The organism is Aliiroseovarius subalbicans (genome assembly GCF_022678625.1).
Classification (GTDB): domain Bacteria; phylum Pseudomonadota; class Alphaproteobacteria; order Rhodobacterales; family Rhodobacteraceae; genus Aliiroseovarius_A; species Aliiroseovarius_A subalbicans.
The window spans coordinates 80,951-101,145 of record NZ_JALBYQ010000004.1 but is presented as its reverse complement, the minus strand read 5'-3'; the positions used below and the strand labels follow the sequence as shown (position 1 = coordinate 101,145).

Sequence of the window (20,195 nt, the reverse complement as noted above, 5' to 3'; positions counted from 1 at the left end):
CCCCGGAAAGGGGCGCGCCGTTGGTCTTACTTGTAGATACGCGTCCGCGCAGCTTCCAGCCGGTTCAGGATGTCATCCAGGTTGTCCGGGAACACCATGAACTCCTGCAGGCCTTCCATGCCGACCGAGGCCATTTCGGCCGGGAAGTCACGGTCAAAGAACTGCGCGATCCCGCCGGTGGCGTTTTTCGACAGCATCTCGAAGCCCTGCGCGATGAATTCGTCATCCGCGACAGAGGCATTCGCGTTCACCGGCAGCTGTGCCAGCCCATCGGGGCCGTTGATCGCGGTCTGCACATCGACCGAGGTCACGTATTGCAGGAAGGCACGCGCGGCTTCCTTGTTCTGCGCGCCGGACGCCACGTGGAACGTATCCGTCGGGGCGTCTTCGCCCATCGGGTGGTCGCCGATTTTCGGGAACTGGTAGAAGTCAATCTGATCGTCGGTCAGACCCGCCTCACGCAGGTGCGGCACGGCAAAGTTGCCGATCAGGTAGGCCGTCGCTTCACCTTTCACGACGAAGGGCAGCGCCTCCTGCCAGCTATAGGTCTGGTGGTCGTCGATGAAGGCGCCCATGTCGATCAGCTTGCGCCAGTTGGCAAAGGTCGCGCGCACTTCGTCCGAGGTCCAGGAGGCTTCGCCGGTGGCCAGCTTCATGTGGAAGTCGAACCCGTTGGTGCGCATGTTCATGTAGTCAAACCAGCCGCCAGCGGTCCACAGGAACTTCGACCCGATCGAATAGCACTTGCGGCCCGAGTCGATGATGACCTGGCAGTTCGCCATCTCTTCATCGAAAGTAGTCGGCTCGCTCAGACCCAGCTCCTTGAAGATGTCTTCGCGGTAATAGATGCCCCACTGGTAGTAGGTATAGGGAACGCCCCACTGCTTGCCGTCAATCGTCAGCGCGCCCTTGACCGAATCCAGCCCCGGCAGATCGCCGTTTTCGTACATGTCCGAGATATCTTCGAACAGGCCCGCGCCCACGAAGGGGGCCATGCGGTTGGCGGCATACCAGTTGATCACGTCGGGCGCATTCGCGGTCAGCGCGTTGCGGATCTGCGATTTCCAGGCGTCACGGTCGACGATTTCGACTTCGACCGTCAGATCGGGGTGCATGGCGTCAAAGTCCGATGCCAGCCCTTCGATGATCGCGCGCGGCGCCGGGTTCGACATGTCCGAGATGATGCGCATCGTACCAGACAGCTCGGCCATTGCCGGGGTGACAAGGCCAGTGGTCAGGGCCAGCGCGGCAGCGGCCTTGGTGAGTTTATGAAACATGGTTTCCTCCCTTATGCTCCAGTCAATTCGGTGTTGATATTCTGTTTCAAATATTGAAACCTAATCTCAACTATTGAAAACACTGCGCGACGAGACTAGAGTTGTCAACAGTTTCGTGGGCCCCGCCGCCTTCGAGACAGGGAGGAAATCGCGAATGAATACCACCGTGAGATCAGACGGAACCGTAGGCAAGGCATTGGAAATGCTTGACCTTGTGGCGGAGTTTGGCCGCCCTGTTCGGTTCACGGATGTTCTTGCGCGCTCACCTCACCCCAAGGCGACCAGCTACCGCCTGCTGCAGACGCTCACGAATCAGCGCATGCTGGATTTCGACGAACAGGATGGCACCTATTCGCTGGGCGCGCGGTTGATGCGTCTGGCACATTCGGCGTGGAAGACCGCATCCCTTGCGCCGATCGCACGGCCGTTTATCGAAGTTCTGGCCGCCGAGGTCGGAGAGACCGTGCACCTGGCGCAGATCGATCAGGGGCAGGTTCTGTTCGTGGACAAATTGCAGGCCACAGACCGGTTCGAGACCCTGGCGCAGGCCGGCAAGATCGCGCCCGCGTATTGCACGGGTGTGGGCAAGGCCATGCTGGCCTTCCTTGCGCCCAAGCGGCTGCAACTGGCGCTGCGTCAGCAGGCGTTTTTCCAATACACAAAGGCAACAATCACCGATGCGGGCGCCCTGACGTCCGAGCTGGAGCGCATCCGCGAGACCGGCATCGCCTATGACCGCGAAGAACATGAGGATGGCATCATCAGTATCGCCGCGCCGATCCTGTCGACCAATGGCCGCGTGATCGGCGCGCTGTCGATCGCCACCGCCACCACCCGCCACACCCTGAAAGGGCTGGATACCTTCCGCGCGCCCCTTCTGGAAACCGCCGAGAAAATCGGGACCGAAGCCACCCATTGGCAATTCCCCGCCTGACCCAAAACGGAGACGAACACATGTCCGGAGTTACCCTCAACCAGGCCATAAAGCGCTATGGCGACGTGCAGGTCATCCATGGGGTCGACCTTGAAATCGAAGACGGAGAGTTCTGCGTCTTCGTCGGCCCCTCGGGCTGTGGCAAGTCCACGCTTCTGCGCATGATCGCCGGGCTTGAAGAAACGACCGCGGGCAAAATCGCCATCGGCGGGCGCGACGTTACGGATGTGGACCCGGCGGATCGCGGCGTGGCGATGGTGTTCCAGACCTACGCGCTGTATCCGCACATGACGGTTGAGGAGAACATGGGGTTCGGGCTGAAGATGAACGGCATGCCCAAAGCTGAAGTGGCCGAAAAGGTCGGAAAGGCCGCCGAAATCCTGCAACTGGGCGACTACATGAAGCGCAAGCCGAAGGCTCTGTCAGGCGGCCAACGCCAGCGCGTCGCCATCGGCCGCGCCATCACCCGCGGCCCCGACGTGTTCCTGTTCGACGAACCCCTGTCGAACCTGGACGCCGAACTGCGCGTCGACATGCGGGTCGAGATCAGCCGCCTGCACAACGAAATCGGCGCAACGATGATCTATGTCACGCATGACCAGGTCGAAGCGATGACCCTGGCCGACAAGATCGTGGTGCTGCGCGCGGGCCACATCGAACAGGTCGGCAGCCCGATGGACCTGTATCAGGATCCCGACAACAAGTTCGTGGCAGGTTTCATCGGCTCACCGTCGATGAATTTCATGCAAGGCGTCGTGGAGGGCGGCAAGGTTCGCTTGCCCGCCCTTGGCGACGCGTTGGTTCAGGCGCAGGTGGCCCTGCCCGGGGACGGTGCCGCCGTGACCGTAGGCTTGCGCCCGCAGAACCTGAAACTTGTGGCAGATGATGCGTCGCCCATCGTGGTGGACATCTCCGAGCGACTGGGCGGGGTGGCCTATGATTACCTTGACACTCCGACTGGAGAACGGATCGTGGTCGAAACGAAAGGCGACGATGTGCAACCTGCCGGGGCAAACGTAACCCTGGACTTTGACCCGGCCACAGCGATGTTTTTCGACACGACGACAGAAGCGCGACTGCGCTAGAGCGGAGACACGAAAATGACGAACGATCCCGTCGACCTGTTCATCATCGGCGGCGGTGTGAACGGTTGCGGCATTGCCCGCGACGCCGCCGGGCGGGGGCTGTCCGTGACCCTGGCCGAGAAGGGCGACCTGGCTCAGGGCACCAGTTCGGCCTCGTCCAAACTATTCCACGGCGGGCTTCGGTATCTGGAATATTATGAATTTCGCCTGGTGCGCGAGGCGCTGCGCGAACGCGAGGTTCTGCTGGAGGCAATGCCGCACATCAGCTGGCCAATGCGCTTTGTCCTGCCACATCACAAGGGGCTGCGGCCGCAATGGCTACTGCGGCTTGGGCTGTTCTTGTATGACCATCTGGGGGGACGCAAGATCCTGCCCCCTACCCGCACACTGGACCTGCGCAACCACCCGGCTGGGGCGGTTTTAAACGACGATCTGACCACCGGTTTCGAGTATTCCGATTGCTGGGTGCAGGACGCCCGCCTTGTGACGTTGAACGCGGTGGATGCAGCCCAGCGCGGCGCCACCATCCTGACCCGCGCCCGCGTAACCGGCGCCACCCGCCACAGCGGCTTTTGGGAGGTGCAAGTCGACACAGCCGAGGGCCCGCAAACCCACCGCGCCAAGGTTGTGGTCAATGCCGCCGGGCCTTGGATTTCGGATGTCATCACCGACACGCTTGGGGTGAAATCCACCGAAGGCGTGCGGCTGGTGCGCGGATCACATATCGTGACGCGGCGGCTGTTCGAGCATGATCAGCCCTATATCCTGCAGGGCAGTGACAATCGGATCGTATTCGCCATGCCGTTCGAACGGGATTTCACACTGATCGGCACCACGGATCTGGACCATGACGGCAGCGCGGACGACCCGACCTGCAGCGACGGTGAGGCGCAGTATCTCTGCGATCTGATCTCGCAATACCTGGCGAAACCCATAACGATGGAGGACATCGTCTGGCGCTTTTCCGGCGTGCGGCCGCTCTATGATGACGGCGCTTCGTCGGCAACCGAGGCGACCCGGGACTACGTGCTGTCCCTGAACCAGAACGGCGCGCCGCTGCTCAATGTGTTCGGAGGCAAGATCACCACCTATCGCCGCCTGTCCGAAGCCGCGTTGGCCAAGCTGGGATTGGGCAAACCCTGGACCGCGCGCGTCCCCCTGCCCGGTGGAGATTTCCCCTGGGACGGCGCGCGGGCGCTGGTGGGAGAGTTGCAGCTGACCTATCCCTTCCTGACCCCGGACTGGGCAGACCGGTTGGTCCATACCTATGGCACCTGCGCGCGCGCGCTTCTGGGCGGCGCCAAGCAGGCCGTCGACCTGGGCCGTGATTTCGGCGCAACGCTCAGCGAGGTCGAGCTGAGCTATCTGCGCGACCACGAATTTGCCCGCACCGGCGAAGACGTGCTCTGGCGGCGCACGAAACTGGGGCTTAGGCTGAGCGCGGCCGAGCGCGATGCCGTCGCAACCTGGATGGAGCAAAACCCATGACCCATATCCTTGCCATCGATCAGGGCACCACGTCGTCGCGCGCCATCGTCTTTGACGGCGACATGCGGCCCGTCGCCAGCGCGCAAGAGGAATTCCCACAGCATTTCCCCGCCTCGGGCTGGGTCGAACATGACCCCGCCGATATCTGGCGCAGCACGCTGGACACTATGCGCAAGGCCGCCAAGGGTCACGACATCACCGCCATCGGCATCACCAACCAGCGTGAAACCACGCTGATCTGGGATCGTGCCACTGGCGAGCCAATCCACAATGCTATCGTCTGGCAGGACCGGCGCACCGCCGACACCTGCGCGACCTTACGCGCGGGCGGGCATGAGGCGATGATCACCGCGCGCACCGGGCTGCTGCTGGACCCGTATTTCTCGGCGACCAAGGTCGGCTGGATGTTGGACAACGTGCCCGGCGCCCGCGCCCGGGCCGAGGCCGGAGATCTCGCCTTTGGCACCGTGGACAGCTTCCTGATCTGGAAACTGACCGACGGCAAAGTGCACGCCACCGACGCCACCAATGCCGCGCGCACGATGCTTTATAACATCCACGAAGGATGCTGGGACGCCGAGATCTGCACCCTGCTGAACATCCCCCAGTCGCTTCTGCCCCAAGTGCACGATTGCGCTGCTGATTTCGGCGTGACCGAGGTGCTGGGCACCCCCGTGCCCATTCTGGGCGTCGCCGGGGATCAGCAAGCCGCCACCATCGGCCAGGCCTGTTTCGAACCGGGCATGATGAAATCAACATACGGTACCGGATGTTTTGCCCTGCTCAACACCGGGGACACTGCCGTCACCTCGCGCAATCGCCTTTTGACCACGATCGCCTATCAGCTGGACGGCAAGCCGACCTATGCGCTGGAGGGCTCAATCTTCATCGCGGGCGCGGTGGTGCAATGGTTGCGCGACGGGCTGGGGATCATCGACGACGCCTCCCAGACCGGCGCGATGGCGGACGCCGCCGACCCAGAACAGACCCTGACCCTGGTGCCCGCCTTTACCGGGCTGGGCGCGCCTTACTGGGACTCCGCGTGCCGCGGAGCGGTGTTCGGCCTGACCCGCAACTCCGGTCCGCGCGAGTTTGCCCGCGCGGCGCTGGAAAGCGTGGGGTTCCAGACACACGACCTGCTGGAAGCCATGCAGGCTGACATGGGCGCAGGCGACGGCGCCGCGCTGCGTGTCGACGGTGGCATGACCGCGTCGGACTGGACCATGCAATTCCTGGCCGACATCACCGGCGCCAATGTTGACCGCCCCATCGTGCAGGAAACCACGGCCCTGGGTGCCGCCTGGCTGGCCGGCATGCGGGCGGGCGTCTATCCCGACCAGACCGGTTTTTCCGCCACCTGGGCGCTGGACAAGCAGTTTGCACCGAGAATGGACTCCCCCACACGCACAAGCCGCATCGCGACTTGGAAAGACGCCGTGCGCCGAACTTTGACAAAAGAATGAAGGCTGGAGCGGGCGGCGGGAATCGAACCCGCGTCATTAGCTTGGAAGGCTAAGGTCTTACCACTACACAACGCCCGCGCAGTGAAATCAGGTCATATTTCATAGGGTTCGGGGCGTCAAGTATGCGGTCGTTATCCGAATGGGATTGCATGAAACTACCGTCCAATTCCCACCCCAGGCCGACAATCCACCGCACTGTTACGGAAAGTGACTTCGAGCCCATCCTGGAATTTCATCATTTACGCTGAAATGGGGCGTAGAATGACACCAAGGTGCTTTGCGGCTCAAAGCACCTCGATTTCAAAGATGGTCGAATTGATCCAATCGGCAAAATGCTGGCCGTCGGCGGTCCCGCAGCCTATTCCAAAAAAAGCCACCAAATGATGCGCGTAGCCGGCAGGCGTTGGGTAAGAACTGACGTCACACAGATGGGCATCGCATGTACCGCAAGGCTGGGCATTGGGGTCGATCGTGGAAACCTAAGGCGCGCAAAGGTGGACAACCGCCGAAGCGAGTTGGAAATGCGCTATTCGCCGTTCCCTCACCGTTCCCCTACATCGACGCGATCATGGAGCAAGGGCTCGTCGGGATCGATCGGCGTGTCCAGTTCGCGAGCATACTTGTGACCCGCATAGGTGGCGGCGGCGATGATCGCAGGGGCCTCACAATCGCCGATGCGTTTGAGGGAAAAGGGCAGCTTGTCAAAGTCGCCGTCAACGCTGGCTAGCACGTCGTGATAAAGCCCATCATTGGGCCGTCGGAACGTCACCATCACCACCGAGGACACGGTATGGGTCTCATAATAGTGGCGATCCATATCAGAAACGGAAAGCTCAACTTTATAGATGGTGGCTTTTTGCGCCATGGTTTTCCCCGACTAGCGTAGATGGGGATGCCTAATGCGTCTGTTGGCTTTGTGAAAGCAGATAAAAAACCTGGGCGAAAGGGACATTGCCAAAGCTGTGCAGCTTTTCGAAGCAGAAAACCACTTGGTCCCATCCGGCGCCGACTGTGAGGAAGCTTGCACGCGACAAGGACCGAACACCGCCTCTGGTCTTCAAAAGTTTTGTTGCCTCCAGAGAAACGCCTCGGGAGGCAACGTGGGTTTAGCCAGGCATCTTCTCGAAAGCAGGAAGCGCGTCGTCCAAGACGGTCGCGTTCATCTTGCTCGAAGTATAAACGTTCACTTTCGGGGCGAATTCTTCCTGTTCATTGATGAGACCCGCGCGCAAGCCAAGGATGCCTTCACGAGCTGAGTTCTGCGTAAAAAGCGGTGTTCCGCAAGTGTCGCAGAAATGCTTGGTCATCACAGTTCCAGCATCTGACTTGTGTTGAAACGTTTTCGGCGCGCCGGTGATTTTCACATCGTCCTGTTTCATGAACATCAAAGTGGCAAAGGCACTTCCTGTTGACTGGCGGCACGCGGTGCAGTGGCAATTCGCCATGACAGGAACCTCGCCTTCTGCTTCGAATGAGATGGCACCACAGAGGCATTCGCCGGTAAGTCTCGTCATAGGGTTTCCTTCGTTTCTGGCATCATTGCTCACACAACACTAAGGGAATTGCGGTGATCATCAAGGAATTCAGAGAGTGTGAACCAGAGCAGGATGGTCCATGTGCGTCGGAGATGCAATTCACCGGAACGCGTCTTGCGGCAGGGATTGCGCCGCCTTTCTGATTCCGAAAACCATCACCGCTGTCACGAAAGCGAAATAGGCGGCGATGGCGACGAATTGTTGTTCCAAACCAAAACTGCGATCAAGCAGCCACCCCGTCAGCCCTGGCCCGATCGCGGACCCCAACACCATCACGGCGGCGGCCAGGGCCTTGATGGATCCGATATGCGTTGTGCCATAAAACTCAGCCCAAAAGGCGTTAGGAAGGGTCGAATTGGCCCCGGTTGTGAGGGCTAGGAAAAGGAAGCCCCAGAACATGGTACCTGGTCCCGTTGCAATCGCGAAAATCAGGAAACTAACAGCCATCGGCAATTGATATAGGGGCATAAGCCGGGCCGTGCCAAATCGGTCCAACGCCCAGCCTGAAACCATCATCGCCCCGATCGCCATAAGGGTGTAGAGCGGGAAAAACGCCACCAGGTCCACATGACTCCACCCCTTCGTCTCGGCAAAGGCGACCTGATGGAAAAAGAAAGAAGTGTTGAACGCGGCCGGACCCAAAATGGCTGGGACCATGACCCAAAACAGTGGGCTGCGCAGAACTTGGCCACGATCCCAGTGTTGTCCCCGCATGCCCAGACTGCTTTCACTTTGGCTGTGAGAGCCGGGAATACGTTCCTTTCCCAACAAACGCGCCAAGACGGGAACGCCCGCCAAACACAGCAGGACACCAACAATCCAAAGCACGCGCCAGTCAACGATTGTCATGAGCGACACGAACAGAAAGGGTAACGTGGCCTCGCCGAAGGCAAACCCAAGCGACGCGATCGACAACGCGCGGCCGCGCGTTGCCACGAACCAGCGCGCCATCGCAACCACCGCGATATGACTGCTCATCCCTTGTCCGAAAAACCTGAGCGCAAAGATAATCGCTGGCAAGGCCCAGACGAACGGGTTTACAGCCATCGCCAGGCAAGCCGCAGCTAAACCCAAAAGAACCCCTGGCCCCAGCACGCGAACTCTGTAGGTATCGGTCAAACCACCTGCCCAAACCATCACGATGGCCGACATGGTCGTGCCCAGCGCATAGATCCCTCCCCATTGGCCATGGCTCAGGTCAAAGGCCTGCCGGATTTCCCCGGCAAAAATGGAAATGAAGAACGTCTGCCCAAAACTGGATGCAAACGTCATCAGAACCCCGGCGCCAAGGAAGGGTGCGTTTAGAGCGAGGAACCCGGTTGATTTCATACGTTCGGCTTGCCGGTCATGAGCCCACGGCGCAAGGAAATTGTTGCGGGGCGTGTCGCTTTCAAGGCTTGGGGGTTGCGTGCCTGGCATCAAAGCCTTCGGGGATTGTGACAAGAGCTGTCAGGTCCATCGTGTCCAATAAGGTGTGACAAACGAGGCTTTGAAAAAGGTCGAAACGAGCTTTCTTTTCGTCCAAAGCCAAAGTTTCGAAGGCAAACGGTCGGTCTAGTGCTCTGGCGCCCCGGCCAGTTTCGCCCCAAGACCCTCCAGCATTTTGAGGCATTGCGCCAATTGGTCTACGGCCAAATACTCGTCTGCCTTGTGGGCCTGCTCTATCGAACCCGGCCCACAGACAGCGACATCCATGCCAAGCGATTGGAAAATACCAGCCTCGGTTCCAAAGGACACCACATCCGATGTATTGGCCCCCGTTAGTTCGGACAAAACCTCCAAGGCCTCGTTTTTTTCCGTGGGCATGAGACCTTCGACTTCGCCAATAACCTCGGTCACAATTGAGGCATCGGGATGAACCGCACGCATAGCGGGGAGGAGAACGTCGTCACAATACGTCTTCAGGGAACCCTTGACGAAATCAGCATCGCTTGGCTGGACCGGTCGCATCTCCCAATCAACGGTCGCTTTGGCGGCGATGACGTTGTGTGCATGGCCGCCGTTCAAGGCCCCGGTGTTCACGGTGCTCCAAGGCGGCTCAAAACGGCTGTTGTCCGGGCACATCGACTTCAAATCTTCACGCAGATCAAGAAGGCGATTGATGTAACGGACCGCAAATTCGATCGCGTTCACACCAAGATCCGGTGCGGAACCATGCCCCTCAAGTCCTTGAAAGTGTGTGCTGTATTCATAACAGCCCTTGTGCCCTTCGATGATCCGCATGTTTGTCGGCTCGCCGATCAGGGCAAGGGATGGGTTGATCGATCGTTCGCGCAGGCTCTGCACAAGGTGCCCCGCGCCGATGCAGCCTATTTCTTCGTCATAGGTGAACGCGAAATGAAGCGGCCTGTCGCGGACCTGGCGCGCAAAAACCGGGGCCATGGCAAGCGTTGCCGCAATGAACCCTTTCATGTCACAGGTCCCACGCCCGAACAAAAGGCCGTCACGCTCTACCATCTCAAACGGGTCAGTGGCCCAGTCCTGATCAGCGACGGGGACCACGTCGCTGTGACCGGACAGGACAATGCCGCCATCGCGCTGCGGGCCCAGGGTGGCGAACAGATTTGCCTTTCGACCACTGTCGTCTGACAGGACATCAACCCGCGCGCCGCTATCTTCCAACCGGTTGGCGAGATAGGCGATCATGTCCATGTTGCTGTCGGCTGAAACCGTGGGAAAGGCGACAAGGTCTGACAAAATGCGCTTGGTCTGTTCGATCATCTGCTCAGGGCTTCACAAAGAGTTTGCGCTCAATATCGCACAAGGTTTGCGCCGAACCGTGCTCTTGGATCAGGATCGTCTCAGTGGTTTCCAACCCCCAACTGTCCATCCACAAGGCAGGCATGAAATGAAAGGTCATTCCCGGCTGAAGAACGGTCTCATCTTCGCTTCGGATCGAGGCTGTCCGCTCGCCCCAATCCGGGGGGTAGCTAAGACCAATGGGATAGCCCATGCGCCCGGATCTCTCAATGCCATTGTCGGCCATGACTTTCATGAAAGCATTGGCAATATCGCATGTCCGATTGCCCGCGCGGGCGGCGTCAAGACCTGCGGCGATCCCCTCGATCTGCGCTGCCTCTGCACGCCGCATGTCTTCCGAAGGTCTACCCAGAAAAACCGTGCGGCAAATCGGGGCGTGGTACCGGCGGTAACAGCCCGACAGCTCAAAAAAAGTTGCTTCGCCATTGCGCATCGGGGCGCCATCCCAGGTCAGATGCGCCGCTGTGGCATCAAGGCCAGATGGCGTCAGCGGCACAATCGCCGGATAATCCCCCCAGTCATCGCCCACGCCTGAAATGCCTGCGTGCATGATGTCCGCAACAAGGTCGTTCTTTCGAACGCCAACCTCTGCACGTTCAATCGCGGTGTTCATCACCTTTTCAGAAATGCGCGCGGCCTTGCGGATGAAGCCAATCTCCGCGTCCGATTTGATCAGCCGCTGCCAGTTTACCAAAGCCGTCGCGTCGATGAAGGTCGCGCCGGGTAATTCTCCGGTTAAAACAGCATGCGCCTTGGCGGTGTAATAATAGTTCTCCATCTCGACCCCGATGCGCGAACGCTCAAGCCCACGGGCGGCCAACTGCTTGGCCAGGTCCTGCATTGGGTGGATATCGGTCGATTGAACGTATTGATCGCCATAGCCGATGATGTTCCCGTGTTGCATCCAACAGGTGCGACGCCCCCCCATCATGTCCATGTGGCGACCCCACCAGATCGGCTCGCCCTCCAAGGTGAGTATGACCCCTTGGTGGACATAAAAAGACCACCCATCATAGCCTGTCAGCCATGCCTGATTGGAGGGGTCTGTGACAAATACTGCATCCAACCCGGCCGCCGACATGGCGGCACGGGTCTTGGCGATGCGCCGATCGTATTCGGATGTCTCGAATGCTGCGTTGTTGGTGGTCATCATGGCTTCCTTTCCGCGCATTAGCCCAGGACAGATGAGACAGCTTTCACCGTCGCTGAAACCACTTGGTCGGCTTCGGTGCGCGTCAGGCAGAACGGTGGCGCAAAGCCCAGAATGTCTCCTTGAGGCATGGCGCGCGCAATGACGCTGCTTTGCTCAAGCAGCTTGGCCGAAAGTTGCGGGCCAATCTTGTCGCCCGCATCAAAAAAGGTGCGGCTGCCTTTTTCTTTTACGAATTCGACCGCGCACATCATGCCTTCTCCGCGCACGTCGCCAACGTGCGGGTGGTCGGCCAGCGCCGCGCGCATTTCGGCGTTGAGATACGTGCCGACCGTGCCTGCGTTCTCGATCAATCCCAGTTTGTCGATCAACTCCAGATTTGCAACGCCTGCCGCGGCACCAATCGGGTGGGCGGAATAGGTCCAGCCGTGCCCGATTGGGCCGTTTTCGTCTGTCCCCTGCTCCAGAACCGCCCACATCTTTTCTGATACGATAGAGCCCGACAGGGGGGCGTAAGCGGATGTCAGGCCCTTCGCGATGGTGATCAGGTCGGGGCGCATGCCATAGTGGTCGGACCCGAACATCGTTCCCAGGCGGCCAAACCCGGTGACGACTTCGTCCGCGATCAGCAGGATGTCGTGCCGGTCCAGAACTGCCTGGATCGCCGGCCAATAGCCTGCTGGCGGTGGCACGATGCCCCCTGTGCCCAGAACAGGCTCACCAATGAAGGCTGCAATTGTATCAGCACCTTCGCGGTGGATCATCGCTTCCAGCTCTGACACGCAATGGACGACGAAGTCAGCCTCACTGTGCTCCAGGTCATCGCGCCGGAAATGGTACGGCGCCTCAGTGTGGGTCACCTGCGACAAGGGCAGATCGAACTTCTTGTGAAACAGCTCCAGCCCCGTCAGGGACCCGGTCACCAAACCGGAGCCGTGATACCCGCGCCAGCGCGATATGATCTTCTTCTTTTTTGGGCGGCCGAGGATGTTGTTGTAATACCAGACCAATTTGATGTTGGTCTCGTTTGCATCGGAACCGGATAAGCCGAAGTAAACCTTGGACATGTTGTCGGGTGCGCGATCCAGCACCATTTTCGCAAGCGTGATCGACGCTTCGGTGCCGTGGCCGACATAGGAATGGTAATAGGCCAGTTCCTTGGCCTGATCGGCAATCGCCTCGGCAATTTCCAGGCGGCCATAGCCGACGTTCACGCAATACAGCCCGGCAAAAGCGTCAAGCAATCGATTACCATCGCGATCCTCGATATGGCAGCCCGACCCACCAGTGATCACGCGTTGGGGCGTGTTTCCGCGTGCGAATTCAGCAAGGTGGGTTGAGGGGTGAAAGAAATTCTCACGGTCCCATTGTTCAAGTTTGTCGTTGTGCAGCATGGCTTACCTTTCGGGCTTGGCGGCGCGCCGCCTGATGATATCTGAAAGGAGCCAATTGCACGCTATCGGTCAAACTCGACCAGGTCTGTGAGCAAAAAGGCTCCACTCACCAAAGCAGCAGCGCGCAATGCCTTTATTGCCAAGGTAATACCCGAACTGAACCACGGCTGTTTCCTCAAGATCAACTGAAATCTTTTCCGGCGTCGGAATGCTGCCATAGGCGGTGGGCTTGAGGTGTCCTGCACTGTGGCGACAAATGCGTGGACATGCCTTCAGGATCGCGTTTCATCAGACGAATTCAGCGTTCGGGGTGCTTTGTCATTGGCAAAGGTGTTGATTCATGGTGGTATCAACGCGTTGAGACAATGGGGACTGCTACCCGGCATTCGTGACGTCCAAAACGCGGGTCGATACTGCCTGTCTCGGGATTGCGAGGCGGGGGAAAAGTCTCCAGATGCGTTTCAAACAAAACCAAAACAGGGAGATAACTTCATGTTATTCAAAAATAAAATTGCCGCTGGCTTGCTGATTGGCGCGCTTGGCGCCTCGGCGGCTTCGGCACAATCTCTTGTCTATTGCTCGGAAGGTTCGCCGGAAGGATTCGATCCCGCGCTGTACACCGCAGGCACCACCTTTGATGCCTCCAGCCACCCGCTTTACAACCGCCTGACCGAGTTCAAGGTCGGCACAACCGAGGTGATTCCGGCGCTGGCCGAAAGCTGGGATGTGTCAGAGGACGGCAAGACCGTCACCTTCAACCTCCGCAAGGGCGTGAAGTTTCATTCCAACGATATGTTCACACCCAGCCGTGACTTCAACGCCGATGACGTGATCTTCACCTTCAACCGGCAGAAGAACGACGACCACCCGTATAACGGCGTCTCCGGCGGCACGTGGGAATACTTCGACGGCATGTCGATGCCCGATCTGATCGAGAGCATCGAGAAGGTCGACGACTACACCGTCGTCTTCAACCTGACCCGGCCCGAAGCCCCGTTCATTGCCAACATGGCGATGGATTTCGCATCGGTCATGTCGGCCGAATACGGCGAGGCCATGCTGGCCGCAGGCACGCCTGAGATGATGAACCAGGCGCCGATCGGCACCGGTCCGTTCACGTTCCAAGCTTATCAGAAAGACGCGGTGATCCGTTACCTGCGCAACGACGCCTATTGGGGTGATGCGGCCAAGGTGCAAAGCCTGATCTTCGCGATCACGCCGGATGCCTCTGTTCGTTACCAGAAGGTGCAGGCAGGCGAGTGTCATGTGACCGCCTATCCGAACCCGGCTGATGTTCAGGCGATGAAGGACGCCGAAGACATCGTGGTCATGGAACAGGAAGGTCTGAACGTCGGCTACCTTGCCTACAACACGACCGTTGCCCCCTATGACAACGCCAACGTGCGTCGTGCCCTCAACATGGCGATCGACAAGCAGGCGATCATCGACGTGGTCTTCCAGGGCTCTGGCCAGATTGCCAAGAACCCGATCCCGCCGACGATGTGGTCCTACAACGACGCGGTTGCGGACGACGAATACAACCCCGAGAAGGCCAAGGAAATGCTGGCTGCCGAGGGTGTCGAGGGTCTTGAGATGAAGATCTGGGCCATGCCCGTTCAGCGTCCCTATAACCCGAACGCGCGCCGTATGGCCGAACTGATGCAGGAAGACTTTGCCAAGATCGGTGTCACCGTCGAGATCGTTTCTTACGAATGGGGTGAATACCTGTCCCGTTCGCGCGAACTGGACCGTGATGGTGCCATCCTTCTGGGTTGGACCGGCGACAATGGCGACCCGGACAACTTCCTGGCCGTGCTGCTTGGCTGCGACGGTCGCGAGAACTCGAACCGGGCGCAATGGTGCCACCAGCCGTTCGAAGACCTGATCCAGCAAGCCAAGGTTCTGCCGACGCAGGCCGAGCGTCAGCCGCTTTATGAGCAGGCGCAGGTCATCTTCAAGGAACAGGCACCTTGGGCCACGATCGCGCACTCGGTCGTCTACATGACCATGCGTCCCGAAGTTGAAGGCTATATTGTGCACCCGCTGGGTGGGCACATCTTCAACCAGGTTGGTCTGTCGCAATAAGCAATCCCTTGGGGCGCCTGTAACGGGCGCCCCTTGGCTTTCACGTGACGGACAGTCAAATGAAAAACCTCCTCTCTGACCGCTTGGCCGAATATGGCGACGTCGCCAGCGCGCTTGGCGTAGATGCCGTGGCGCTTGTACCCGGCCCGAATTTCACGCGCGCGGTCATCCATCCGTTCATGAGCCACGAACGCCCCTTCCTGCTGGTCGTCCCGGCCAGGGGCACCCCCGCCGCCCTGGTCCCGAACCTTGAGTTGCGCAGTTGGGATCTTGTCGGTTTTGACGGCGCGGTTTTCGATTGGCGTGATCAGGATGGGTACGACGCGTGCTTTTCCGACCTTCTGAATCATTTGCAGATCACGACGCTGGGCGTCGAAGGGCAGGTGATGCGTGTTTTCGTCCACCACGCCATGTTGCGCGCGCAACCGGATCTGAAGATCATCGACGCCGAGCGCGAAATCTCCGCGCTGCGGATGATCAAGACACCCGACGACATCGACGCGCTGACGAGCGCAATCGAGATTTCCGAGCGCGCCCTGGAGCGGACGCTTGCATCGGTGCGCCTTGGCCAGACCGAGAAAGAGATCGAACAGACGCTGATCCAGAACCTTTTCGCAGAAGGTGCCGAGGATCAGGCGTTTCACCCGATTGTGGCTGCCGGAGATGGCTCGGCCAGACCGCATGCAAAGGCCCGCGCCGATTATGCGGTGAAGGCAGGCGATGCGCTTTTGCTGGACTTTGGCGCGCGCAAGCACGGCTTTGCCGCCGACATCACGCGCACCGTGTTCCTTGATTACGCGACGGATGAGGCAAAGGCGGTCTATGACACCGTCCTGCGCGCCAATCTGACCGGGTTCGATGTGACGCGGGCCGGTGTCACCGCGCATCAGATCGACGATGCCGTCACCGGTGTGCTGGAGGCTTCGCCTTTTGCCGACCGCATCCGCACCAAGACCGGACACGGGCTGGGGCGCGATGTGCACGAAGCGCCCTATATCATGCGCGGGAACCATCAGGTGTTGCCCGCAGGCACCGTCTATACCAACGAACCGGGCCTGTATGAGATCGACAACTTCGGCGTCCGCATCGAGGATGATGTGTTGATCACCGAAGAGGGCTGCGCGTCACTCACCCAATTTCCCAAAGAACTGACGGTGCTGAAATGCTGAACTATGTCCTGAGCCGTCTTTTCACTTTCATCCCGACCTTCGTCGGTGTCACGCTGATTTCCTTTGGGTTCATCCGCGTCCTGCCGGGGGATCCGATTATCGTCATGGCGGGCGAACGCGGCCTGACCGCCGAACGCTATGCCGAGCTTGAGGCGCAGTTCGGGTTCGACCGACCGATCTATGTCCAGTTCTGGGATTATCTGACCGGGGTGCTACAGGGTGACCTGGGCAATTCCTTTGTCACCAAAAGGCCCGTGTGGGATGAGTTCTTTTCGCTGTTTCCGGCCACGCTGGAGCTGTCCACCTGTGCCATGATCTTCGCGGTGGTCATCGGGCTGCCTGCTGGTGTCATTGCGGCTGTGAACCGGGGCAAACTTTATGACCGTTTGCTGATGTCCACGGCGCTGATCGGGTATTCCATGCCGATCTTCTGGTGGGCACTTTTGCTGATCATCGTGTTTTCCGGCAATCTGCAATGGACTCCGGTCTCGGGCCGGATCGACCTGATCTATTACTTTCCGGACCCGACCGGCTTCATGCTGATCGACAGCCTGTCCTCGGGACAAAAGGGCGCCTTCACTTCGGCAGTGCGTCACCTTGTGTTGCCGACAATCGTTCTGGGTACCATCCCGCTGGCTGTCATCGCGCGGCAGACCCGATCGGCCATGCTGGAAGTCCTGGGCGAGGATTACATCCGAACCGCCCGCGCCAAGGGTCTGGCACCGGGGCGGATCAACGGGATCCACGCGCTTCGCAACGCTCTGATCCCGGTCATCACCGTTATCGGTCTTTCGGTCGGCACACTGCTTGCGGGCGCAATCCTGACCGAAACCATTTTCAGCTGGCCGGGCATTGGCAAGTGGATGGTCGACAGCATTTTCCGCCGCGACTATCCGGTCGTGCAAGGCGGGCTGTTGCTGATCGCCGTTGCGGTCATGGTCGTGAATTTGACTGTTGATATGCTCTATGGCGTCATCAATCCCAAGATAAGGAAACGTTGATGACCGAGGCTGTTACAGAAGTTGCCCGGCCAAGCGCGCTGAAGGAATTCTGGTATTATTTCCGTGAGAACCGCGGCGCCGTCATCGGCCTGTGGGTGTTCGCGGCGTTCGCCTTCCTGGCCCTGTTTGGCCCGTGGATTGCGCCGCACGATCCAACCGCCCAGTTTCGTGATGCGACACTGCAACCGCCCTTCTGGCAAGAGGGCGGCAGTTGGACCTTTCCCCTTGGGACCGATCCACTGGGCCGCGATATGCTGTCCCGGTTGATCGTGGGCGCTCGGTTCTCATTCTTTGTGGGCGTCGTGGTGGTGAGCATTGCCGCGACCGGCGGCATCCTGGTGGGGCTGCTGTCAGGCTTTGCGCCAAAATGGCTCGACAGCGTGATCATGCGGATCATGGATGTCATCCTTGCGTTCCCGTCGCTTCTGCTGGCGCTGGTTCTTGTCGCCATTCTTGGACCTTCGCTGACCAACGCGATGATCGCCATCGCCATCGTGCTGCAACCTCACTATGTGCGCCTGACCCGCGCCAGTGTTCTGTCCGAACGGCAAAAGGACTATGTCACCTCTGCCAAAGTTGCGGGCGCCGGTCTTCCGCGCCTGATGTTCATCACCGTTCTGCCAAACTGCCTGGCGCCGATCATCGTGCAAGCGGCGCTGTCGTTTTCGACCGCAATTCTTGACGCCGCCGCGCTGGGCTTTCTGGGGATGGGCGCACAGCCCCCGACGCCTGAATGGGGCACAATGCTGGCCGAGGCCCGCGAGTTTATCCTGCGCGCCTGGTGGGTCGTCACCTTCCCCGGTCTGGCCATCCTTGTCACTGTGCTTGCCATCAACCTGATGGGTGACGGCCTGCGCGACGCGCTTGATCCGAAACTGAAGAGGAGCTGAGTCCATGTCCCTCTTGCGCATCCGAAACCTCAGCGTTTCATTCTCAACCGCCTCTGGCGCGTTCCAGGCTGTCGACGCCGTGGATCTTGATGTCGATGCCGGTGAAATTCTGGCCATCGTCGGCGAAAGCGGATCGGGAAAATCTGTCTCGATGCTCGCGCTCATGGGGCTTTTGCCTTGGACAGCAACCGTCACAGCCGACGAACTCAGCTTCGACGGCGCCGACCTTTTGCGCATCGACAGGGCTGCGCGACGAAAGATCATCGGCAACGATCTGGCCATGATCTTTCAGGAACCCATGACAGCGCTGAACCCCTGCTTCATGGTCGGCTGGCAGATCAAGGAAGCCCTGCGCGTGCACCTTGGACTGGACCGCGCGACGCGGCATAAACGAGCCATCGAGTTGTTCGAACAGGTGGGTATCCCCGACGCGGAAAAACGTCTGACGGCCTTTCCGCACCAGATGTCCGGCGGCATGAACCAGCGTGTCATGATCGCAATGGCGATCGCTTGCAAGCCCAAGCTTCTGATCGCGGACGAACCGACGACGGCGTTGGACGTGACCATCCAGGCGCAGATCCTTGACCTTCTGGCAGACTTGCGACGCGAAACCGGCATGGGCCTGGTTCTGATCACCCACGACATGGGCGTTGTGGCCGAAACGGCCGAACGTGTCTGCGTCCAATACGCCGGTCAGAAGATCGAGGAGCAGCCCGTGGGGCCGCTGTTTGATCAACCACATCATCCCTATACTGCGGCCCTTCTGGATGCGCTGCCGGAACGCGCAACCGACAAGTTGCTGCCGACCATTCCAGGGGTCGTTCCCGGTCAGTTCGACCGCCCCAGCGGCTGCCTGTTTTCGCCTCGCTGCAAGTTTGCAGATGCGACATGCACGACAACGCCGCCCGTCGCTGCAGGCCCAGAGCTCGGCCAAGTGCGTTGCCACTATCCGCTGAATACCGGTGAAAGGAAGGCGTCATGACCGAAGCTGTCATTCAGGGCGCGGGGCTACACCGCCATTATGACGTTAGCGCCGGCGTGATGCGAAAACCGCGCGTGCTGCGCGCCGTGGCCGGGCTCGATTTCGAACTGGCGGCGGGCAAGACCTTGGCTGTCGTTGGCGAAAGTGGATGTGGAAAATCGACCCTGGCCCGCATGGTTGCGATGATCGAGCCCCCGACCGAAGGCGAATTGACACTGGACGGCAAGCCAATGCTGCCCTCGGACTGGGCCAGTTTGCGGCAATCGGTGCAGATCGTTTTTCAGGACCCCTATGGGTCGCTCAACCCCCGGCAGCGGGTCGGGGTCATCCTGCAGGAACCCCTGACCATCAATCGCCCGGATTTGACGCGCGCTGAACGCGAACAACGGGCGCGCGACATGCTGGAAATGGTTGGCCTACGGCCCGAACATTTCGATCGCTATCCCCATATGTTCTCGGGCGGTCAGCGTCAAAGGATCGCCATTGCGCGCGCCCTTATGCTGAACCCGAAGGTGCTGGTGCTTGATGAACCCGTCTCTGCGCTGGACCTGTCGATCCAAAGCGCGATCCTGAACCTTCTGACCGAACTGCAGGACCGCCTGCACCTCGCCTATCTGTTCATCAGCCACGACCTGTCCGTCGTGCGTCACGTCGCGGACGATGTGATCGTCATGTATCTGGGCCGTGCGGTTGAGGTCGGACCCAAGGCTCAAATCTTCGCGGCCCCGCAGCACCCTTATACCCGCGCACTGCTGTCTGCGACGCCGAATGCAGACCCGAAAGGGCGCAAAGAACGGATCAAGCTCAGCGGTGAGCTGCCGTCACCTCTGGACATTTCAAGCGGCTGCCCCTTTGCGCCGCGCTGTTGGAAAGCCAAAGAGAAGTGCCGACAAGAGCTCCCAACCCTTTCCGGGGACCAGCATCGGGCCGCGTGTTTCTATCCTGAAGGATAGACGGACTCAGCTCTTGCAGTGAGTGAGGT

General features: G+C 59.7%; 16 protein-coding genes, 1 tRNA gene and 1 pseudogene. 10 read left to right on the top strand and 8 right to left on the bottom strand.

Annotated features, from left to right (window positions below):
* Nucleotides 1-26: 26 nt before the first annotated feature.
* Nucleotides 27-1,277: an ABC transporter substrate-binding protein gene (locus tag MN188_RS13210; RefSeq protein ID WP_242109614.1), complete on the bottom strand. Its 1,251-nt coding sequence runs from the start codon at nt 1,275-1,277 to the stop codon at nt 27-29.
* A 154-nt stretch (nt 1,278-1,431) separates the two neighbouring features.
* Between MN188_RS13210 and MN188_RS13205 the strand changes: the two genes are divergently transcribed.
* The 4 genes from MN188_RS13205 to glpK are packed head-to-tail and all read left to right on the top strand — an operon-like array spanning nt 1,432 to nt 6,247.
* Entirely contained in the window at nt 1,432-2,211 is a 780-nt protein-coding gene (locus tag MN188_RS13205) for an IclR family transcriptional regulator (RefSeq protein ID WP_242109613.1), read from the top strand.
* A gap of 20 nt (nt 2,212-2,231) precedes the next feature.
* Nucleotides 2,232-3,296 carry an ABC transporter ATP-binding protein gene (locus MN188_RS13200; protein ID WP_242109612.1) on the top strand — a complete coding sequence of 355 codons (1,065 nt, stop codon included), beginning with the start codon at nt 2,232-2,234 and terminating at the stop codon, nt 3,294-3,296.
* 15 nt (nt 3,297-3,311) lie between these two features.
* Nucleotides 3,312-4,784 (top strand): glycerol-3-phosphate dehydrogenase, encoded by a 1,473-nt coding sequence (glpD, locus tag MN188_RS13195; RefSeq protein ID WP_242109611.1) that lies wholly within the window; start codon nt 3,312-3,314, stop codon nt 4,782-4,784.
* A complete protein-coding gene (gene glpK, locus MN188_RS13190; protein ID WP_242109610.1) occupies nt 4,781-6,247 on the top strand; it encodes a glycerol kinase GlpK in 1,467 nt (488 codons plus the stop codon). The genes glpD and glpK overlap by 4 nt, the downstream gene beginning before the upstream one ends.
* A 4-nt stretch (nt 6,248-6,251) precedes the next feature.
* Here glpK and MN188_RS13185 read toward each other — a convergent pair.
* The 7 genes and pseudogenes from MN188_RS13185 to MN188_RS13155 form a co-directional block, all read right to left on the bottom strand.
* Nucleotides 6,252-6,325, bottom strand: a tRNA-Gly gene (locus MN188_RS13185).
* A 703-nt stretch (nt 6,326-7,028) separates the two neighbouring features.
* Nucleotides 7,029-7,112 (bottom strand): annotated as a pseudogene (locus tag MN188_RS13180) (YaeQ family protein); the annotation flags it as partial.
* A gap of 241 nt (nt 7,113-7,353) precedes the next feature.
* On the bottom strand, nt 7,354-7,761 hold the full coding sequence (locus MN188_RS13175; RefSeq protein ID WP_242109608.1) for a GFA family protein: 408 nt from the start codon (nt 7,759-7,761) through the stop codon (nt 7,354-7,356).
* 120 nt (nt 7,762-7,881) lie between these two features.
* Nucleotides 7,882-9,111: an MFS transporter gene (locus MN188_RS13170; protein WP_242109607.1), complete on the bottom strand. Its 1,230-nt coding sequence runs from the start codon at nt 9,109-9,111 to the stop codon at nt 7,882-7,884.
* A gap of 225 nt (nt 9,112-9,336) precedes the next feature.
* The gene (gene argE / locus MN188_RS13165) at nt 9,337-10,503 is read right to left on the bottom strand and encodes an acetylornithine deacetylase (protein WP_242109605.1); all 1,167 of its coding nucleotides are present in this window, start codon (nt 10,501-10,503) and stop codon (nt 9,337-9,339) included.
* Between the two features lie 4 nt (nt 10,504-10,507).
* Complete coding sequence (locus tag MN188_RS13160) at nt 10,508-11,692, bottom strand: M24 family metallopeptidase (protein WP_242109604.1); 1,185 nt, start codon at nt 11,690-11,692, stop codon at nt 10,508-10,510.
* A 20-nt stretch (nt 11,693-11,712) separates the two neighbouring features.
* Entirely contained in the window at nt 11,713-13,086 is a 1,374-nt protein-coding gene (locus MN188_RS13155) for an aspartate aminotransferase family protein (protein ID WP_242109603.1), read from the bottom strand.
* A 492-nt stretch (nt 13,087-13,578) separates the two neighbouring features.
* Here MN188_RS13155 and MN188_RS13150 point away from each other — a divergent pair, with 492 nt between their 5' ends.
* From MN188_RS13150 to MN188_RS13125, 6 genes are read left to right on the top strand one after another with little or no spacing between them, the layout of a single operon-like run.
* Nucleotides 13,579-15,171 carry an ABC transporter substrate-binding protein gene (locus MN188_RS13150; RefSeq protein ID WP_242109602.1) on the top strand — a complete coding sequence of 531 codons (1,593 nt, stop codon included), beginning with the start codon at nt 13,579-13,581 and terminating at the stop codon, nt 15,169-15,171.
* Nucleotides 15,172-15,230: 59 nt separating this feature from the next.
* Nucleotides 15,231-16,340, top strand: coding sequence for a M24 family metallopeptidase (locus MN188_RS13145; RefSeq protein WP_242109601.1), 1,110 nt, complete (start codon nt 15,231-15,233; stop codon nt 16,338-16,340).
* On the top strand, nt 16,334-17,341 hold the full coding sequence (locus tag MN188_RS13140) for an ABC transporter permease subunit (RefSeq protein WP_242109600.1): 1,008 nt from the start codon (nt 16,334-16,336) through the stop codon (nt 17,339-17,341). Before MN188_RS13145 ends, MN188_RS13140 begins: the two co-directional genes overlap by 7 nt.
* Nucleotides 17,341-18,231 carry an ABC transporter permease subunit gene (locus tag MN188_RS13135; protein WP_242109599.1) on the top strand — a complete coding sequence of 297 codons (891 nt, stop codon included), beginning with the start codon at nt 17,341-17,343 and terminating at the stop codon, nt 18,229-18,231. Before MN188_RS13140 ends, MN188_RS13135 begins: the two co-directional genes overlap by 1 nt.
* Before the next feature lie 4 nt (nt 18,232-18,235).
* Complete coding sequence (locus tag MN188_RS13130; RefSeq protein WP_242109598.1) at nt 18,236-19,213, top strand: ABC transporter ATP-binding protein; 978 nt, start codon at nt 18,236-18,238, stop codon at nt 19,211-19,213.
* A complete protein-coding gene (locus MN188_RS13125; protein WP_242109597.1) occupies nt 19,210-20,166 on the top strand; it encodes a dipeptide ABC transporter ATP-binding protein in 957 nt (318 codons plus the stop codon). The genes MN188_RS13130 and MN188_RS13125 overlap by 4 nt, the downstream gene beginning before the upstream one ends.
* Nucleotides 20,167-20,195 lie beyond the last annotated feature (29 nt).

Excerpts from the sequence above, each read along its gene's own strand:
- MN188_RS13210 (WP_242109614.1), bottom strand. The coding sequence starts at position 1,277 with ATGTTTCATAAACTCACCAAGGCCGCTGCCGCGCTGGCCCTGACCACT.
- MN188_RS13205 (WP_242109613.1), top strand. The coding sequence starts at position 1,432 with ATGAATACCACCGTGAGATCAGACGGAACCGTAGGCAAGGCATTGGAA.
- MN188_RS13200 (WP_242109612.1), top strand. The coding sequence starts at position 2,232 with ATGTCCGGAGTTACCCTCAACCAGGCCATAAAGCGCTATGGCGACGTG.
- glpD (WP_242109611.1), top strand. The coding sequence starts at position 3,312 with ATGACGAACGATCCCGTCGACCTGTTCATCATCGGCGGCGGTGTGAAC.
- glpK (WP_242109610.1), top strand. The coding sequence starts at position 4,781 with ATGACCCATATCCTTGCCATCGATCAGGGCACCACGTCGTCGCGCGCC.
- MN188_RS13175 (WP_242109608.1), bottom strand. The coding sequence starts at position 7,761 with ATGACGAGACTTACCGGCGAATGCCTCTGTGGTGCCATCTCATTCGAA.
- MN188_RS13170 (WP_242109607.1), bottom strand. The coding sequence starts at position 9,111 with ATGAAATCAACCGGGTTCCTCGCTCTAAACGCACCCTTCCTTGGCGCC.
- argE (WP_242109605.1), bottom strand. The coding sequence starts at position 10,503 with ATGATCGAACAGACCAAGCGCATTTTGTCAGACCTTGTCGCCTTTCCC.
- MN188_RS13160 (WP_242109604.1), bottom strand. The coding sequence starts at position 11,692 with ATGACCACCAACAACGCAGCATTCGAGACATCCGAATACGATCGGCGC.
- MN188_RS13155 (WP_242109603.1), bottom strand. The coding sequence starts at position 13,086 with ATGCTGCACAACGACAAACTTGAACAATGGGACCGTGAGAATTTCTTT.
- MN188_RS13150 (WP_242109602.1), top strand. The coding sequence starts at position 13,579 with ATGTTATTCAAAAATAAAATTGCCGCTGGCTTGCTGATTGGCGCGCTT.
- MN188_RS13145 (WP_242109601.1), top strand. The coding sequence starts at position 15,231 with ATGAAAAACCTCCTCTCTGACCGCTTGGCCGAATATGGCGACGTCGCC.
- MN188_RS13140 (WP_242109600.1), top strand. The coding sequence starts at position 16,334 with ATGCTGAACTATGTCCTGAGCCGTCTTTTCACTTTCATCCCGACCTTC.
- MN188_RS13135 (WP_242109599.1), top strand. The coding sequence starts at position 17,341 with ATGACCGAGGCTGTTACAGAAGTTGCCCGGCCAAGCGCGCTGAAGGAA.
- MN188_RS13130 (WP_242109598.1), top strand. The coding sequence starts at position 18,236 with ATGTCCCTCTTGCGCATCCGAAACCTCAGCGTTTCATTCTCAACCGCC.
- MN188_RS13125 (WP_242109597.1), top strand. The coding sequence starts at position 19,210 with ATGACCGAAGCTGTCATTCAGGGCGCGGGGCTACACCGCCATTATGAC.